15 protein-coding genes and 1 tRNA gene are annotated in these 17402 nt (G+C 47.1%); 6 read left to right on the top strand and 10 right to left on the bottom strand.

Annotated features, from left to right (window positions below; all coding sequences use genetic code 11):
• Positions 1 to 16: 16 nt before the first annotated feature.
• From bioD to bioB, 4 genes are read right to left on the bottom strand one after another with little or no spacing between them, the layout of a single operon-like run.
• Positions 17 to 688, bottom strand: coding sequence for a dethiobiotin synthase (gene bioD / locus IEW88_RS12205; protein WP_147904203.1), 672 nt, complete (start codon positions 686 to 688; stop codon positions 17 to 19).
• Between the two features lie 15 nt (positions 689 to 703).
• Positions 704 to 1486: a malonyl-ACP O-methyltransferase BioC gene (bioC, locus tag IEW88_RS12210; RefSeq protein ID WP_147904204.1), complete on the bottom strand. Its 783-nt coding sequence runs from the start codon at positions 1484 to 1486 to the stop codon at positions 704 to 706.
• Entirely contained in the window at positions 1483 to 2634 is a 1152-nt protein-coding gene (locus IEW88_RS12215) for an aminotransferase class I/II-fold pyridoxal phosphate-dependent enzyme (RefSeq protein ID WP_147904205.1), read from the bottom strand. Before IEW88_RS12215 ends, bioC begins: the two co-directional genes overlap by 4 nt.
• 8 nt (positions 2635 to 2642) lie before the next feature.
• Entirely contained in the window at positions 2643 to 3689 is a 1047-nt protein-coding gene (gene bioB / locus IEW88_RS12220; RefSeq protein ID WP_147904206.1) for a biotin synthase BioB, read from the bottom strand.
• 119 nt (positions 3690 to 3808) lie between these two features.
• Here bioB and bioA point away from each other — a divergent pair, with 119 nt between their 5' ends.
• Positions 3809 to 5116, top strand: coding sequence for an adenosylmethionine--8-amino-7-oxononanoate transaminase (gene bioA / locus IEW88_RS12225; RefSeq protein WP_147904207.1), 1308 nt, complete (start codon positions 3809 to 3811; stop codon positions 5114 to 5116).
• 523 nt (positions 5117 to 5639) lie between these two features.
• Positions 5640 to 7040 carry an asparagine--tRNA ligase gene (asnS, locus tag IEW88_RS12230; protein WP_147904208.1) on the top strand — a complete coding sequence of 467 codons (1401 nt, stop codon included), beginning with the start codon at positions 5640 to 5642 and terminating at the stop codon, positions 7038 to 7040.
• Positions 7041 to 7110: 70 nt separating this feature from the next.
• Here the strand turns inward: asnS and IEW88_RS12235 are convergent, their stop codons facing one another.
• The 5 genes from IEW88_RS12235 to IEW88_RS12255 form a co-directional block, all read right to left on the bottom strand.
• Entirely contained in the window at positions 7111 to 7416 is a 306-nt protein-coding gene (locus tag IEW88_RS12235) for a hypothetical protein (protein WP_147904209.1), read from the bottom strand.
• A 50-nt stretch (positions 7417 to 7466) separates the two neighbouring features.
• A complete protein-coding gene (locus tag IEW88_RS12240; RefSeq protein WP_053423524.1) occupies positions 7467 to 8027 on the bottom strand; it encodes an NAD(P)H nitroreductase in 561 nt (186 codons plus the stop codon).
• Between the two features lie 122 nt (positions 8028 to 8149).
• A complete protein-coding gene (locus IEW88_RS12245) occupies positions 8150 to 9553 on the bottom strand; it encodes a glycogen synthase (protein WP_147904210.1) in 1404 nt (467 codons plus the stop codon).
• Between the two features lie 54 nt (positions 9554 to 9607).
• The gene (gene glgC / locus IEW88_RS12250; protein WP_308936425.1) at positions 9608 to 10870 is read right to left on the bottom strand and encodes a glucose-1-phosphate adenylyltransferase; all 1263 of its coding nucleotides are present in this window, start codon (positions 10868 to 10870) and stop codon (positions 9608 to 9610) included.
• A gap of 363 nt (positions 10871 to 11233) precedes the next feature.
• On the bottom strand, positions 11234 to 13252 hold the full coding sequence (locus IEW88_RS12255; protein ID WP_147904211.1) for an NADPH-dependent 2,4-dienoyl-CoA reductase: 2019 nt from the start codon (positions 13250 to 13252) through the stop codon (positions 11234 to 11236).
• A gap of 204 nt (positions 13253 to 13456) precedes the next feature.
• Here IEW88_RS12255 and sppA point away from each other — a divergent pair, with 204 nt between their 5' ends.
• Positions 13457 to 15340: a signal peptide peptidase SppA gene (gene sppA / locus IEW88_RS12260; protein ID WP_147904212.1), complete on the top strand. Its 1884-nt coding sequence runs from the start codon at positions 13457 to 13459 to the stop codon at positions 15338 to 15340.
• A gap of 121 nt (positions 15341 to 15461) precedes the next feature.
• On the opposite strand, the gene IEW88_RS12265 is transcribed toward sppA, so the two are convergent.
• A tRNA-Ser gene (locus IEW88_RS12265) sits at positions 15462 to 15552 on the bottom strand.
• Between the two features lie 168 nt (positions 15553 to 15720).
• On the opposite strand from IEW88_RS12265, the gene IEW88_RS12270 reads away from it, so the two are divergent.
• The 3 genes from IEW88_RS12270 to tusC all read left to right on the top strand — a co-directional run bounded on the left by IEW88_RS12270 (position 15721) and on the right by tusC (position 17402).
• Positions 15721 to 16389: a Bax inhibitor-1/YccA family protein gene (locus IEW88_RS12270; protein WP_147904213.1), complete on the top strand. Its 669-nt coding sequence runs from the start codon at positions 15721 to 15723 to the stop codon at positions 16387 to 16389.
• 297 nt (positions 16390 to 16686) lie between these two features.
• Positions 16687 to 17052 carry a sulfurtransferase complex subunit TusD gene (tusD, locus tag IEW88_RS12275; protein ID WP_147904214.1) on the top strand — a complete coding sequence of 122 codons (366 nt, stop codon included), beginning with the start codon at positions 16687 to 16689 and terminating at the stop codon, positions 17050 to 17052.
• On the top strand, positions 17049 to 17402 hold the full coding sequence (tusC, locus tag IEW88_RS12280) for a sulfurtransferase complex subunit TusC (protein WP_147904215.1): 354 nt from the start codon (positions 17049 to 17051) through the stop codon (positions 17400 to 17402). Before tusD ends, tusC begins: the two co-directional genes overlap by 4 nt.

The following is a 17402-nucleotide window of genomic DNA, read 5'->3' on the forward strand; positions in this document are numbered from 1 at the left end:
GATGCGACAGGACACGTCAGTTTCGCAGCTGCTTGATAAAAGCGCTGGCCAGAGAAGTATTGAGCTGTGGTTCTGACTGATAAGGCAAAACACCCAGGCATGGCGCTGTCAGCTGTTGTTGCAAATAGTTGATGTTTTCCTGCTGATAAGCCATATCCGGATCAATACAATTAGCCACCCAGCCAACAAGCTTCAGGCCAGAGCGCTCAATTTCCCGTACCGTCAGTAAGGCATGGTTTAAGCAGCCCAGTTTCATGCCCACCACCAATAACACTGGTAATTGCTGCTCTGCTACCCAATCAGCCATAGTGCTGTGATCATCCAGTGGTAATAACCAGCCACCAGCACCTTCCACTAATGCGACATCAGCATCCACAGCCTGGAGCTTTTGTAATTCTTTAGTCAAAACAGCAGGCTCGATACTAAGCCTGGCTTTTGCAGCAGCTAAATGCGGGGCCACCGCATCGGTCAGACAATAGGGATTCACCATCTCATAACTCAGTTGCTCTGTCGCGTGCTGCTGCAATTGCAAAGCATCGGTATTAAAACCTGCGCCATTGACTCCTGCTGCTACTGGTTTTTGCGCCACAGTGCGATAACCCAAAGCTTTTAAACCTTGCAGTAACGCCACTGCCACATAGGTTTTGCCGGCATCTGTGTCTGTGCCTGTAATAAAAATCGTCTGCATATGTTTATTCTTCTGTTATGACTCAGAGTGTTGCTTAGTCAGGGTCAGATACAACACCTGATAACTGGCGCTGATTTGACCATCAATGCAACGGGATGGATAAGCCTGCTGCACTTTTTGCCAGCGTTGTTTACCGGTTAAGGCGTTATTGCGACCTTGGGTCACTGTATTGGCACCTAAATCTTTTAGTTCCCGTGCCAAAGCCAGTACATCCTGATACTCCAACTGCACAGTTTCAGTCTGTAACTGCAAACCTAAATGCGGATACTGACGCTCTAGCTGCTGATAAAAACCCAAAGGCAAAAACTGATTGATATGCTGATGTTGATCCACCTGCGACCAGGCCTGTTTAAATTCCTGCAAGGTGCCTTCGAGCAAAGTACTGATCACTGCTGAACCGCTGGGCTTTAACACACGGTTGATCTCCTGCAGCACAAGCCCAGGCTGTTCGCACCATTGCAGCATCAGGCTGGAAAACACCTTGTCTATGCTTTCACTCGCGACAGGCAAGGACTGAGCATCTGCCTGAACGACCAATACTGCTTGTTGTGCTGCCCTGGTTTTTTGCAGCATGTCGTGGCTTAGATCCAAGGCTATAAGTTCAGAACAATGCTGTTTTAGCTTTGGATGAAACCAACCTGGGCCAGAACCTAAATCCAGTAACAATCCAGCTGTTGGTGTTAATAAACTCAGGGCTTTAGCAGCGACTAAACGTTGCAGCCGCGCCGCCTGCTCGTAACTTTCACGGGCTCGACCAAAGTGGCGGGCAATATCGTCTGTCAATGCCAAAGCATTCATAGCAATGGCTCCAGTTGTTGTACTAAAAAGTGAATGTCCTCACTCTGATGCATGGCCGATAAAGTAATGCGTAACCTTGCACTACCTTGTGGCACTGTAGGGGGCCGTATGGCACTTAACCAAATGCCTTGTTTTTTCAGTGAGGCGCTGATCAACATAGCTTTGTCGGCATCACCAATAATCAGCGGTTGAATGGCGGTGTTGGATGGCAATAAAGTCAAGCCAGCACCAGCGGCCAGAGTTTTAAAGAGCCCAATATTGTCGTTCAGTTTGTCTCGACGCCACTCTTGGCTGCGGCCTAGCTCAACGGAGCTTTTCATTGCCCAGCACAACGCAGGTGATAGAGCTGTGCTGTAAATATAATGCCGGGCGAACTGGCGTAAATAATCAATCACTGGGGCTGAACCCGCTAAAAACGCACCCTGACCTGCTAAAGCTTTACCAAAATTCGCCATCAGGCAGAGCATATCGCTGGACTCTAGCCCCTGCGCATCCCAGCTGCCTTTGCCCTCTTTGCCAAGCACTCCCAAGCCATGAGCATCGTCCAGTAATAAATCCGCGTTGTGTGTTTTGCAAAGCGCAGACAGAGCTGTTAAATCCGGACTATCACCATCCATACTAAATACGCCTTCAGTCACCACCAAAGCGGATGGATAACGTTGTAACAGCATCTCAAGTGCAGAAAGGTCCTGATGCGGGAAACGTTTGTAGGGCGCATCGCTATTGAGCGCAGCATCAATCAAAGAAGCATGACAGAGTTTATCTAACAGCAGCTGGTCGGTTTTATCGGCTAAATGCTGCAGCATCACCTGATTAGCAGCAAAACCTGAGGAAAACAGCAAGACATCGTCCACGCCCAGCCAGTCACACAGTGCATCAGACAAAGCCCGGTGCGCATAATGAAACCCGGTCACCAAAGGTGAACCTGAACTACCAACGCCAAAACGTTCAGCGCCCTCTGCCAGAGCTTTTATAAGCTGTGGTTCAGTGGCCAAACCCAGATAGTCATTACCGGAAAAATTAACATAAGCGCCCTGCTGATTCTGCAGCAAACGGCCCTGATAGGAATCAATAGCCGGATGCTGCCGATACAAGCCAGCTGCTTTGCGATCGGCAATCTGCTGCGCAAAGCGCTGTAACCTGTCCATCACCAGACTTAAACCGCGCTATGGAACAATGAAGGTGTATTTTGTTCTTTAATCGCATCGGCTAAAGCCGCTTCATGGGCTTCGTCTGATACATCATGGCGTTGCTCTGGATTGATACCGAGCTTAGCAAATAACAACATATCGGCATCTGCTTCCGGGTTTTCTGTGGTCAGCAACTTATCGCCGTAAAATATCGAGTTCGCACCAGATAAGAAACACAGCGCCTGCATTTGCTCGTTCATGCGCGTACGACCTGCAGATAAACGCACATGGCTTTGTGGCATCATGATTCGGGCGACCGCTATGGTACGGATAAATTCGAAACCATCTAAGTCTTCGACATTTTCCATCGGAGTGCCCTGCACTTTTACCAGCATATTAATAGGCACACTTTGTGGGTGCTCAGGCAAATTCGCCAGTTGCATTAGAAGTGCGGATCTGTCGTTCGCCGACTCGCCCATACCCACTATGCCACCACAACAAACTTTCATACCTGCATCACGCACATGCTGCAGGGTGTCTAATCTGTCCTGATAAGTACGGGTCGTAATAATTTCACCGTAAAACTCAGGCGAGGTATCCAGGTTATGATTGTAGTAATCTAAACCGGCCTGTTTTAATTCCTGCGCCTGACCCGCATCGAGTTTGCCCAGCGTCATACAGGTTTCTAAACCCATTTCTTTGACGCCTTTGACCATTTCCATCAGAAACGGCATATCCCGCTGTTTTGGATTACTCCAGGCCGCGCCCATACAAAAACGGCTGGCGCCTTTGTCTTTAGCGGCTTTGGCCTGAGTTAAGACTTTTTCCACTTCCAGCAAACGTTCGCGCTCAAGACCAGTATTGTAATGGCCGCTTTGAGGGCAATATTTGCAGTCTTCGGCACAAGCACCGGTTTTAATCGACAATAAAGTGCTGATCTGCACTTCATTGGGTTTAAAAAATTGACGGTGCACCGTTTGGGCCTGAAAAACTAAGTCGTTAAAAGGTAAAGCAAATAAGGCATTTACTTCAGCCAGAGTCCAGTTGTGACGAAGTGGTAAAACTGCAGACATAAAATTCCCCGAAGACAAGAGCCAGACAAATTGTGGTCTTTTAAATTTTCCGTTAGTCTATCGGCCCTTAGCGCCATGTCAACGCCAACCAGTTCGCAAAGTTTACTGCAGGTTATTTTATGAGCATCGATCGTGAGTTTGACCGTCAGCATATCTGGCATCCCTACACTTCCTTAAGTAAACCTCTGCCAGTCTATCCTGTGGTCAGTGCTCATGGCTGCGAGCTGATGCTCGAAGATGGTCGCGCTTTGGTCGATGGCACTTCTTCCTGGTGGGCTGCTATTCATGGCTACAATCATCCGGAGTTGAATCAGGCGTTACTTGCACAGAGCAAAAAAATGAGCCATGTGATGTTTGGCGGTATCACCCATCAGCCTGCTGTGGACTTGGCGAAGTTATTACTGCAGATGGTGCCTCAAGGTTTAACCAAAGTGTTTTTTGCTGACAGCGGTTCTATTTCAGTCGAAGTGGCGATTAAAATGGCGTTGCAGTGCTGGTTAGGTTTAGGCCAACCGGAGAAAAGCCGCTTACTGACCATTCAAAAAGGCTATCACGGTGATACCTTTGCAGCTATGTCGGTCTGTGACCCTGTGGATGGTATGCATTCGATGTTTAAACATCAGATCATCCCGCAGCTATTTGCCCCTGCGCCCCAAAGCCAATTTGATGGCGACTTTTTAGCTGAAGATGAGCAGGCTTTGACGGCTTTATTTGAGAAACATCACCAGCACTTAGCGGCTTTTATTCTGGAACCCATACTGCAAGGCGCGGGCGGGATGCGTTTTTATCATCCGGATTATTTAAAGCTGGCGCGTAAACTTTGTGATCAATACCAGGTGCTGCTGATAGCAGATGAAATAGCAACAGGTTTTGGTCGTACCGGAAAACTCTTTGCTTGTCAGCATGCAGATATAAGCCCGGATATTATTTGTCTGGGTAAAGCTTTAACAGGCGGCTATCTGACGCTTGCTGCGACCTTGTGCAACGATAAAGTCGCGGATGGCATAGCGAAGGGCGCTGTGCCTGCGTTAATGCACGGCCCTACTTATATGGCTAATCCGCTGGCCTGTGCTGTAGCGGTGAAAAGCCTGCAACTGGTGCGGCAAAACCAGTGGCCAGCACAGGTTGCAGCTATAGAGCTGCAATTAAAAAATGAGCTTGAGCCTTGCCGTAGCTCACCTTATGTCGCTGATGTGCGGGTACTGGGTGCTATAGGGGTAGTAGAGATGAAACAGAATGTCGATGTGGCAGCTATGCAAAAAGCTTTTGTTGAACTGGGAGTCTGGATCCGGCCTTTTGGCAAACTGCTCTATATCATGCCACCTTACGTCATTGGTAGAGCGCAGCTTTCCAAATTAACCTCGGCGTTATGCTTAGCTTGTCTTGATACGCCGACAACAAGGGTTCAGGCGCTGCCAGGCGCCTGAACATTCAGAAGGTACGGATCGTCAGTCTTTCAGACTCCACTACAAGGTAGAAAAAATATAAAGTGCCACTGAGCAGGCTAAAGCAACAAAAAGCAAATTAAGTCTTTTGCCGTCACTTCGTCTTCTATTCCTGAATTGGTGGATCAGCAAGGTTAGCAAAGTAAAACCCAGACAGCAGTACAGCATAAGCTGCAGCCGCTTTACCTGTTCAGCATCCCAGCTCGTATCAACGGCCAAACCCCAGTACTGCACAAGGCCACTGTTAAATTCAGGTTTAGCGAAATGAGCCAGATTAAGCACCAGCAACAACAGTCCCCAGCAACTAAGGTTTAGTGCAGCAAGCAAACGCATGAGCCAATCTGAGCCTTTACGGCGGTCACTGCGCCTTCTTTGTGTGTTTTCTGATGCAGCAGGGCTTTCCATATGTAGTTTTCCTACAACTTTTACTTGTGTTCATTCTTCGCCTCAGTATGATGTCATCTTTCTTATTTTTAAAGTCTATTAGTAAGTTGGAGCAGGTTGCATGACGCATGCAGTAATCAAAGATGTGCTGTCTGGCCAGTATCAGGTTGGCGATACAGTCACAGTAAAAGGGTGGATCCGCACTAAGCGTGATTCCAAAGCCGGGATTTCATTTTTAGCCGTGCACGACGGCAGCTGCTTTGATGCAGTTCAGGCCGTTGCTCCGGCTGATTTGAATAATTACGAAAACGAAATTAAACGTCTGACGACGGCTTGCTCTGTCATTGTGACCGGCACTATTGCCAAGTCAGAAGGTCAGGGTCAGGCCTTTGAAATCCAGGCCTCCTCTGTTGAAGTGGTTGGCTGGGTAGAAAACCCGGACACCTACCCTATGGCACCAAAACGCCACAGCATGGAGTACCTGCGTGAGCAAGCGCATTTGCGCGCCCGTACTAATATGGTTGGTGCTATCACCCGTGTGCGTCACTGTTTAGCTCAGGCCATTCACCGTTTCTTCCATGAACGGGGTTTCTACTGGATCAGCACGCCTATTATTACAGGTGCTGATGCTGAAGGCGCTGGCGAGATGTTCCGAGTCAGTACACTGGATCTGGAAAATCTGCCACGTGACGACAAAGGCGCTATTGATTACAAACAGGACTTTTTCGGCAAAGAAACTTTCCTGACGGTATCAGGCCAACTGAACGTTGAAACTTATGCCTGTGCTTTGTCGAAGGTCTATACCTTTGGCCCGACTTTCCGCGCTGAAAACTCAAACACCACCCGTCACTTAGCCGAGTTCTGGATGATTGAACCAGAAGTAGCTTACGCCGAATTAAAAGACGTAGCGCAGCTGGCGGAAGACATGCTGAAGTTTGTATTTAAAGCTGTCCTCGCAGAACGCGCTGATGATATGGCATTTTTTGCTGAACGTGTCGATGAAAACGCGGTCAGTCGTCTGCAGAGCATGATCGACTCCACTTTTGTTCGTATGGATTACACAGACGCGGTTGAAATTCTGAAAAACTGCGGCAAGAAGTTTGATTACCCTGTGGAATGGGGTGTGGATTTACAGTCTGAACACGAGCGTTACTTAGCTGAAGTGCACGTAGGTGCTCCTGTCATTCTGCAAAACTATCCAAAAGACATCAAAGCCTTTTACATGCGGATGAATGAAGATGGTAAAACTGTGGCCGCTATGGATATTCTGGCGCCTGGTATTGGTGAAATCATCGGTGGCAGCCAACGTGAAGAGCGTTTAGAGCAGTTGGATGCGCGTATGGATCAGATGGGTCTGAATAAAGAAGACTACAGCTGGTATCGCGACCTGCGCCGTTACGGCACAGTACCTCATGCTGGTTTTGGTTTAGGTTTTGAGCGTCTGGTGTCTTATGTGACTGGTGTGGGCAACGTCCGTGACGTCATTGCCTTCCCTCGTACACCTGGAAATGCTGATTTCTAAGTTCTGACTTAGCAAAGTAAAAAGGCCTCAAAAGAGGCCTTTTTACTACCATCGATAGTAAGAATGCGCTTTAGCTACGAACTCTGTTAAAAGCAGGCTCTTCAAAATACTGATAAAATTCGTTGTCCATAGCCTGTTTACGTTCAGTTTTGTACGACGAGTCTTTCGATAAAGCCACCCCAAATACCTGCAGATAACTTTGCTCCATCAACTGTTGTAATACCGCTTTATCCACCAGGCCTAGAAGCTCCCCTGCATAAAAAAAACCTTCAGCTCTATGTTTTAATACCTGCACATTCTGACCGTTTTTTTTCGCCTGAAACAACTGTTCAAACTGCAGTTGCACTTGCGCCAGAAAAACACTCTGTTGATCCATAGTCAGTTCTTCATCCTTTATCGTCGGTGCTATTGTGTCAAAACAATCTTTTATTGGTAATCGCTAAAAAACTCTTCGACAGCTAAAGGTGCCCTGGCTGGTACGTCCTGAGCACAAGTGCCTAGATACAGGAAACCCACTATTTCGTCATCTTCGCCAAGCTCGAAAGCCTGTTTTACAAATTCATACTGAGTGTAGGCACCTGTGCGCCATATACCACCAAAACCTAAGGCAAAAGCGGCTTGTTGCATCGCCATAACGGCACAAGCAGCAGACTGGATTTGCTCAGACAAAGGTACTTTCGGGTGTTCTACACATTTAGCAATACAAACAATGACCATAGGAGCACGCAAAGGCAACTGGCGGGCACGTTCAATCAGCTCGTTAGCAACGGACGGGTCTTCTTCCAACGCTGCTTCAGCAAAAATATCCCCTAACTTTTCCAGAGACTTACGGCCATGGACCACTACAAAACGCCAGGGTCTCAGATGACCATGATCTGGCACCTGTAAGGCAGCTTGTTTGATCAACGCCAAAGCTTCGCCGCTTGGCGCAGGTTCAGTTAAACGCGCAGAGGAATAACGGGTCGTCAGTAATGTAACAGCATCCATAAATAAACCCTTTAATTTAGCTGGCTTAAGGCTACCAAACTTTATTTTATCCGTACAACAGCTTTCGTACCCTCAGCTACTGTTTGTTCAAGCTCTGGACGAATTAGTGCTGCGATGCCCCTTTAAGGCTTAAGTTGTTGGTACAACATCTGATACTGCAAGGCAGACTCAGCCCAACCGAAACGTTGTTGCATACCACGTTGCTGTATTTCTTTGTATAAGGTCTTTTGCTGATACAAGGTCACAGCTCTGTTCAAGGCTTCCTGCAGAGCCTGCATCGTAGGTTCTACAAAACCTACTCCTGTGGGCTCGCTGTCCGTCAAATCCCGTACTGTGTCTTTTAAGCCCCCCGTTAAACGCACCAGCGGTACTGTGCCATAACGTAGGCTATAAATCTGGTTTAAGCCACAAGGCTCAAACAAAGAAGGCATCAGAAAAAAATCACCCGCTGCCTCCAATTGGTGTGATAAGGCTTCATCAAAACCTTCGACAAACACAAAGCGCCCCGGAAACTTTTCGTTCAGCGCACGCAGTCGCCCGGCGTACATCTGGTCCCCTGTCCCCATCATTAGTACCTGTGCATCCGCATCACTGAGCCACTGCTCCAGTGCAGGCAGTAAGTAAGCAAAACCTTTTTGTTCGGTGATCCGGCTAACCAGTACAAAAAGTGGCGCCGTGCTTAGCTCCAGATGATACCTTTGTCTCATCCGCTCTTTACAGGCCTGTTTGCCTTCGAGTTCACTCTGACTGTAGTTCGAACTCAGATAGATATCAGTGGCAGGGTCCCATTGTTCATAGTCGCATCCATTTAAGATGCCAGAGAAATCAGCAAGTCGGGATTGATACAAAGCCGCTAAACCATTGGCTGCAGGTTCAGACAGTAACTCACTGGCATAACCTTTACTGACCGTATTCACCTTATCCGCGTGCGCCAGTCCCAAAGCCAACATACTGGAGCATGCTATAGAATCGGATGAGTACACTTCTGTTTGTGCCCTGTCCTGAGCGGATAAAGCTTGCTGATAAGCACCGTTATGAATAGTAAACAGCATTTTAGTGCCGGGCAAAGCCTGCTGGTAATACTGTTTTAAGTAATAGGCGGCAATACCGGTCTGCCAGTCATGGCCATGGATCAGATCCGGTATCCAGCCCGTATCAACACAAAACTGCAAGGCTGCCTTGCAAAAGAAAGCAAAACGTAACGCATTGTCAGCATAGGCCTGTTGACCATCGTCATAAGGTCGCGGCCGGCCAAAATAATCATGGTGCTCGATCAGTAAAAGCGGTACTTCCGCATTCACAACTTGTCGCACTGCACAGCCCTGCGCATGACCACCTAAAGCAAAATAAACAGAACTCCAGCTTTCTTCAACAGGCACTGCATAGAGGCTGCCATAACGAGGGATCAGTACTTTGACGTCATGCCCAAGTTTTTGCATCTGCAATGCTAAACCTCGACAGGCGTCGGCTAAACCACCGGTTTTAATGACACCTTCAAATTCACTGCATAAAAACAACACACGCATTGATTCTTTCCCACTCAAGGCCGCATTCCGACCTGCGGCCTTTTGCCTACAGTATCAGTCAAATCCTACCATTGCCCCTTTGGGGATCACTACAACACCGTCAGCCGATACATGGAAACGCTGACGATCCAGCACCGGATCTTCGCCGATAATGGTATTCGGTGCAATTTTCACATCTTTATCGATGATAGCACGGCGAATACGACAACCCCGACCAATATCGTTATTGCCCATCAACACACTTTTTTCAATATAAGCATGGCTGTGCACTACGGTGTTATAACCCAAAATAGATTGATACACGATAGCGCCGCTGACAATACAGCCAGAAGCCACCATGGAACTTATCGCCTGCCCTGTTCTGTTGGCCTCATCATGGACAAACTTGGCAGGTGGCATTGGTGGCGTGTAACTGCGTAGTGGCCAGTATTTGTTGTATAAATCCAGTGGCGGCTGAACCGAAATTAAATCCATATTGGCTTCATAATAAGAATCTAAAGTCCCTACATCTCTCCAGTACCCTTTAGATTCTGCCTGCTCACCACGGATCACGTTAGTAGAGAAGTCATAGACATAGACGCTGCCTTGCGGGTACATCTTCGGAATAATGTTATGACCAAAATCATGCTTTGAATCAATTTGTGCTGCATCTTCGTTCAGCACCTCAACTAAGGTTTTAGCATCAAAAATATAATTGCCCATCGACGCCAATACGTAGTCTGGCCGACCAGGGATAGTTTTAGCATTCGATTTAGGTTTCTCTTCAAAACCTATCATTTTGCCTGTGCTATCGACTTCTATCACACCAAACTCATGAGCCTGAGACACATGCACCGGGATAGCGGCCACCGTCAGCAGAGCATTGTTCTGACGATGGTAGTTCAGCATTTGCCGTACATCCATTTTATAGATGTGATCTCCCCCGAACACACACACCTCTTCCGGATCCAGACCATGGATCAGATGGATATTCTGATAAACAGCGTCCGCTGTACCCAGATACCAATGTTTACCCGTTTGCATCTGAGCAGGAATAGGGTCAATGAATCTGTTGGTTAAGCCCGTCACCCGCCAGGCCCGGCTTAAGTGTTTCATCAGTGAATGTGATTTAAACTGAGTGATCACAAAGATCTGCAACAAATCTGAATTGACGAAGTTATTCAGTACAAAGTCAATAATCCTGTAATTGCCACCAAAAGGCACCGCAGGTTTAGCTCTGACTCCAGTCAAAGGTGCCAGCCTGGTCCCTTCGCCCCCTGCTAAAATCATGGTAAGTACACCAGACATAAAATTCTCCCTGTAGATATAACTGACGATTTGACTATTGTTTTTTTACTTTGTTGCTACAAAAGCAAAGCTAATACCACAAGCAGCAGAAGCACGAAAAACTCTTGCAGCCCCAAGCCCGGCAATGCTTCTACGAACAGTTAAGTTAGGAACAGCAGATGACGTCTGTATGACAAGTCTCTTTTTTGGTGCAGCGCTTCAAAGTTGCACCAAAATAGAACAGCAGCTTTATGCATACGAATGCAATCACGAGCTGAGTAATAACGGGAATTGGGTCTGCTTAGCAAGTGAAAGTTAGAAAAATATATTTCAGCAGCGGGATCAGAGTAAAAGCGGCGAAGATTTTGTCAGCTCCAATCTGTGTATAGTCTGATTGGAGCTGACAGAAACATACTATAAACGGGCAGCTAGTTCAGCGCCCTGTCGAATGGCACGTTTTGCATCCAGCTCAGCGGCTACATCAGCACCACCGATCAGGTGCACCTGTAGTCCTGCATCCAGCAATTGCTGCTGCAAGCTGCGCTCAGGCTCCTGCCCAGCACAAACGATGACGTTATCAACCGCCAGACAACGCTCCTTGCCATCAATGCTAATCCAAAGTCCTGCGTCATCCACCTTGTGGTAGCTGACGCCACTGAGCATCTCGACGCCTTTTTTCTTTAATGAACTGCGATGGATCCAGCCTGTAGTTTTGCCAAGCCCGGCACCGACCTTACTGGTTTTACGCTGCAATAAAAATACTTTACGTTCTGCAGGTTCAGAGGGAGTATCAGGCAGCAGAGCACCGCGGCTTTGATACCCCTTGTCTATACCCCAGTCTTTTAACCAGGCTTCGGGTTGTAAAGTTAACGAATGTGGCTCAGTCAAATACTCAGACACATCAAAACCAATACCACCGGCCCCGATCACTGCCACGGTTTTTCCGACACTCTTGTGATGCTTTAAAACATCGAGATAACTTAATACTTTAGGGTGATCAAAACCTGGAATATCTAACTGACGGGCTTTAATGCCGCTAGATAACACCACATGATCATAACCACCAGAAGATAAGCTCTCGGCCGTTTGTTCAGAATTCAGCTGCACATTGACTTTGTTTACCTTTAACATCTCGGCGAAATAACGCAGCGTCTGATGAAACTCTTCTTTACCTGGTATTTGTTTGGCGTAATTAAACTGGCCACCAATTTCTGCAGCGCGATCAAACAAAGTCACATCATGACCACGGGAGGCTGCATAAACACTGAAAGCCAAACCTGCTGGACCTGCACCTACTACAGCTATTTTTTTCTTTGTCGCTGCAGTTTCAAAATTCAGTTCAGTCTCGTAACAAGCTCGGGGATTCACCAGACAACTGGCCCGCTTTTGTTGAAATACATGGTCCAAACACGCCTGGTTACAGGCGATACAGGTATTGATTAGATGCGCCTGGTTTGCTGCGGCTTTATTCACAAATTCAGCATCAGCTAAAAATGGCCGTGCCATGCAGACCATATCGGCCTGACCTGATTGGAGGATATGTTCGGCCACTTCTGGATCGTTAATTCTGTTGGTGGCAATCACAGGAATGCTGGCGTGTTTGCGAACTTGCTCCGTCACCCAACTAAAGGCGGCCCGCGGCACCATAGTGCCTATGGTTGGAATACGGGCTTCGTGCCAGCCTATACCGGTATTGAGCATAGTGGCACCAGCTGCGGCCGCAGAAGCGGCCAGTGCGATGACCTCATCAAAACTATTACCATCTTCAACTAAGTCCAGCATGGACAAGCGGTAGATAATAATGAAGTCTTTACCACAGGCTTCACGCACTGCTTTTAAAACTTCAAGGACAAAGCGGCAACGGTTTTCGAAACTACCGCCCCATTGATCGGTGCGCTGATTGGTGCGCTCGCAAAGGAACTGGTTTAATAAATAACCTTCAGAGCCCATAATTTCAACACCGTCATAGCCTGCTTTTTTCGCCAGTTTGGCAGAGTGTGCAAAGTCGGCTATGGTGCTGCGAATTTGGCTATCCGACAACGCCTTAGGTTTAAAGGGCGTAATAGGCGATTGCACAGCACTTGGAGCCACACTAAATGGATGATAACCATAGCGACCGGCATGCAGCAGCTGAATACAAATCTTTCCACCATGCTGATGCACAGCTTGCGTGACTTTTTTATGTTTTCCGGCTTGCCACCACCAAGTAAGCTGGCTGCCAAAAGGCACCAGATTGCCACGAAAGTTGGGACTAATACCGCCAGTGATAATTAAACCTACTCCGCCTTTAGCCCGTTCGGCATAAAAAGCAGCAAGTTTATCGAAACCTTTTTTCTCTTCCTCCAGGCCAGTATGCATGGAACCCATAATGACGCGGTTTTTTAACTGAGTGAAGCCCAAATCCAATGGGGCCAATAAATGCGGATATGCCACAACAATCTCTCTGGTCGTACCTGTTGAATAGCAAGAATGTAGCCGTTTTACTGCCTTATCGCAAGAACTACCCAAAGTAATTACCGATGAAACTTTCTATGACAGAAGCAAATAAACATTTACTTACAAATTCCACCCTGAGCTTTGCAGATAAATTCGTTAGCATAGACCTCTACTACTTTGCCGAAACTATAGGTACATCATATGTCTGAGAAAAAACCTGGGATCTTAAGACGCTTTTTTGGTGGCATTTGGCGCGCTATCAGTCTGGTTCGTCATATCACTTTTAATCTGCTGTTTGCTCTTGTCTTCATTTTGGTCCTGATCTCCATTTTCAGCGGCGACGATAAGATTGAAGTTCCTGAAAGTGCAGCGTTAGTTCTGAACTTATCTGGTGATTTGGTGGAAGAAAAACGTTATGTCGACCCTTTGGATCAAGTGTTGAATGAGAGCATGGGCTCCGAAGAGGAAGAACCGGAAATTTTGCTGACTGACCTGCTGAAAACTATTCAGGCCGCAAAAACGGACGAGCGTATTAAAGCCATAGTACTGGAATTATCCTCCTTTGGTTCTGGTTCTATGGACAAATTGACTATGGTCGGTGCTGCTCTGCAGGACTTTAAAGCAACAGGCAAAAAAGTTTTGGCGACAGGAGATTATTACAGTCAAAACCAGTATTTCCTGGCCTCTTATGCCGACAGCATCAATTTAAACCCTATGGGTACTGTATTACTGGAAGGTTTCGGCACTTACCCTATGTATTACAAGTCAGCATTAGAGAAATTAAAGATCACCACTCATGTGTTTAAAGTAGGCACCTACAAGTCTGCGGTAGAGCCTTTTACCCGCGATACCATGTCAGATGAGGCCAAAGAAGCCAACAAAGCCTGGTTAGACGAATTATGGGCCAGCTACAAGCAGCAAGTGGCCGAGCGTCGCGGTTTTGCAGTCGACAATTTTGATGAGACCATCACCGGGTTGTATCAAAAATTACAAGCCGTCAATGGCGATATGACTCAGTATGCTCTGGATGCCAAGTTAGTCGACAGCATCAAAAGTCGTGAAGAGTTCCGTCAGGATTTAATAGCGCTCGTTGGTGAAAGCGATAAACACAGCTTTAATCAAATTCAATTTAAAGATTATCAGGCCCAGGTGTTACCACCGGTTCATTACGACAATCCTTTGACTGAAAAAGTCGCAGTAGTGGTTGCTCGAGGCACTATTATTGACGGTTCAGCCAAAGCTGGCACTATAGGCGGAGATAGCACTGCTGCTTTATTACGTCGTGCCCGTTTTGATGAAAAAGTAAAAGCCGTGGTACTTCGTATCGACAGCGGCGGCGGCAGTGCCTTTGCATCTGATGTGATAGGTCAGGAAATCAAGCTGTTAAAAGCTGCCGGTAAGCCTGTGGTTGCGTCTATGGGCGCGGTAGCGGCTTCGGGTGGCTATTGGATTGCGGCTCCGGCGAATGAGATCTGGGCCTCTCCTACCACGATCACGGGCTCTATTGGTATCTTCGGTTTATTCCACACCCTGGAAAACGCAATGCCTGTGTTAGGTTTAAATACCGATGGTGTAGGCACTACTGAACTCGCAGGAATGAGTGCTGGGCTGCCGCTGTTTAAAGGCTTAACGCCAGAGATGTCCAGCATATTCCAGCTTCTGATCAACAAAGGTTATGACGACTTTATCAGTATGGTGTCTGAAAACCGTGGTATGACCAAAGAAGCCGTGGATAAAATCGCGCAAGGTCGTGTCTGGACTGGTACCAAAGCTTTGGAATTTGGTTTAGTGGATAAACTGGGCACCTTTGATGATGCAATAGCCGCAGCTGCTGAAAAAGCGGGTTTGAAGCAATACGATATTAAAGTAATGGAGCAGGAATTAACCCCAACCGAGCAGTTACTGCGTGATATGTTTGCCTCAGGTACTGTGCAAGCCCTGTTACCTGATGCCAAAGCATCAGCATTTAGTCCACTTCTGAAAAACATCATGGGCCAAATCAACCGTGACTTTAAAGTGATGGAACAATTTAATGATCCTAAAGGTATCTACTCAGTCTGCATGAGTTGTACTGCGGTGAATTAATAGCTGTAAAGCAGAGAGAAGCCGCCTTGTGCGGCTTTTTTTATGTCTTGTTTGACTGAGTTCAGATCTGACAAAAAAATAAACCCGTATAAGTGTTCACTGATACGGGTTCTGGGAATAATGGCGGAGGGGGAGAGATTCGAACTCTCGGAAGGCTATTAACCTTCGCCGGTTTTCAAGACCGGTGCATTAAACCGCTCTGCCACCCCTCCAGCGCCGCGTATAATAATCAGATCGGTTAGGAAAGAAAAGCATTTTTTTAAACTTTGATAAAACAAGCTAAATGATTGAATTGTTTTACAAAGATAACTACTGGTACTTTTGGAACTTCCCAAGTAAGATAAAGTCAGAAAAGTAACTACTCAATGGAGAGAACAGCAATGTCCTACAACCAAAGCACTCAGACTGGCCATATAGGCCATAGCGTCGAAGTCAACAAAGTATTGCGCAATACCTACTTCCTGCTGGCGATGACCTTAGCATTCAGCGCAGTGACAGCAGGTGTTGCCATGGCGATGAATTTCGGTTTTGGCGTGGCTCTGGTGTTAACACTGGTCGCCTTCGGCTTAATTTTTGTGGTACAGAAAAAAGCAGACAGTGCCAGCGGCATTTTCTGGGTATTCGCTTTAACGGGCTGTTTAGGTGCGTCTATCGGTCCTATGCTGAACCGTTTTGCTGCAACAGCCAATGGCCCTGAACTGATTATGCAAGCTCTTGGTTTAACCGCTGTAGTGTTCTTTTCACTTTCAGCTTACGCATTAAGTTCACGTAAAGATTTCAGCTTTATGGGTAACTTCCTGTTTGTAGGTTTGATTGTGGTGATTGTGGCTGGTCTGGCGAATATCTTCTTCCAGATCCCTGCGCTGCACCTGGCCATTAACGCCGCTGTAGTGATGATCATGTCTGGTTTAATTTTGTTTGATACCAGCCGTATTATTAACGGCGGTGAAACCAACTATATCCGCGCTACAGTCGGCTTGTACCTGAACATCTTCAACCTGTTCACCTCTTTACTGCAGTTACTGGGTATCATGGGCAGTGATGACTAATTAAGGCTTGAGATAAGCTGATGTTCGATTAAAATGCCCCGCCAATGTTGCGGGGCTTTTTTATAGCCTTCGTACTTGAAGCTGCAGCTTTGTTGACTGCGTGCTCTCGCCCCAGTAGTTTGTGGCGTATGATGGTTGAGGTGAACGGCGAACTATCGCTTCAATCCAATTGCACATAGGACAACTATGCTCTTGGGGTCTCGATCACTGGTCGCCTCCCTGCAACTCCAATTACTTTGGCTATATATACTCGGGTAAAGGGTTATTTAGAATAATGATGATGCGAAAGGTAGACAGATGACCAGTTTTGCCGTTCTGATTGAAGGCCCGGTGTTACAAGGGCAGAGTTTTGTCAGCGCCTTGCGTTTTATGCAGCAGGCTGTTGAGGCCAGTCACACAGTGGATTCGGTGTTTTTATACCGCGATGCAGTAGGCGCAGCTTCAGCACTGATTGATTTACCTTCAGACGAACCCAACCTATCACTCAAACTGCAGCAATTTTGTCAGGCGCATCAGATCCCTTTGCTGTTTTGTACCACTGCAGCTGAAAAACGTGGTGTGTGCTCCAATCAGGTAAAGCCGGCAGATGGCTATACAACAGCAGGTTTGGCTGAGTTTGCCATGCGTTTAGCTCACGTGGATAAACTGGTGCAGTTTTCATGAAAATAGCAGTGTTAGTGACCCAATTACCTCTGCACGGCATAGCTGCACGTGAAAGTCTGGATTTAATATTTGCTTTGGCTGCGGTAGAGCATCAGGTGAGTGTAGTTTTTAGTGGCGATGCGGTCTATCAACTGGTCAAAGCCAATGATAGTGCAGAGTTGCAGGTCAAAGATTTCAGACGCAGCTTTAAGCTGTTTGAGCTTTATGATATCGACCATGTCTATATCTGCTCGGAATCGTTAAAGCAGCGTCAGTTACATGCCTCTGAGCTTGTACTGAACGCTAAGCCGCTGGAGAGCTCAGAGCTCAACCAGTTACTTAATACGCAGCAGCATGTGATTAAGGGCTGA

The organism is Rheinheimera tangshanensis (assembly GCF_014645135.1).
In the GTDB taxonomy this organism is placed as follows: domain Bacteria; phylum Pseudomonadota; class Gammaproteobacteria; order Enterobacterales; family Alteromonadaceae; genus Pararheinheimera; species Pararheinheimera tangshanensis.

Bases quoted from the DNA above. Each gene is read 5' to 3' on its own strand.
- bioD (WP_147904203.1), bottom strand. From the start codon at position 688: ATGCAGACGATTTTTATTACAGGCACAGACACAGATGCCGGCAAAACC.
- bioC (WP_147904204.1), bottom strand. From the start codon at position 1,486: ATGAATGCTTTGGCATTGACAGACGATATTGCCCGCCACTTTGGTCGA.
- IEW88_RS12215 (WP_147904205.1), bottom strand. From the start codon at position 2,634: ATGGACAGGTTACAGCGCTTTGCGCAGCAGATTGCCGATCGCAAAGCA.
- bioB (WP_147904206.1), bottom strand. From the start codon at position 3,689: ATGTCTGCAGTTTTACCACTTCGTCACAACTGGACTCTGGCTGAAGTA.
- bioA (WP_147904207.1), top strand. From the start codon at position 3,809: ATGAGCATCGATCGTGAGTTTGACCGTCAGCATATCTGGCATCCCTAC.
- asnS (WP_147904208.1), top strand. From the start codon at position 5,640: ATGACGCATGCAGTAATCAAAGATGTGCTGTCTGGCCAGTATCAGGTT.
- IEW88_RS12235 (WP_147904209.1), bottom strand. From the start codon at position 7,416: ATGGATCAACAGAGTGTTTTTCTGGCGCAAGTGCAACTGCAGTTTGAA.
- IEW88_RS12240 (WP_053423524.1), bottom strand. From the start codon at position 8,027: ATGGATGCTGTTACATTACTGACGACCCGTTATTCCTCTGCGCGTTTA.
- IEW88_RS12245 (WP_147904210.1), bottom strand. From the start codon at position 9,553: ATGCGTGTGTTGTTTTTATGCAGTGAATTTGAAGGTGTCATTAAAACC.
- sppA (WP_147904212.1), top strand. From the start codon at position 13,457: ATGTCTGAGAAAAAACCTGGGATCTTAAGACGCTTTTTTGGTGGCATT.
- IEW88_RS12270 (WP_147904213.1), top strand. From the start codon at position 15,721: ATGTCCTACAACCAAAGCACTCAGACTGGCCATATAGGCCATAGCGTC.
- tusD (WP_147904214.1), top strand. From the start codon at position 16,687: ATGACCAGTTTTGCCGTTCTGATTGAAGGCCCGGTGTTACAAGGGCAG.
- tusC (WP_147904215.1), top strand. From the start codon at position 17,049: ATGAAAATAGCAGTGTTAGTGACCCAATTACCTCTGCACGGCATAGCT.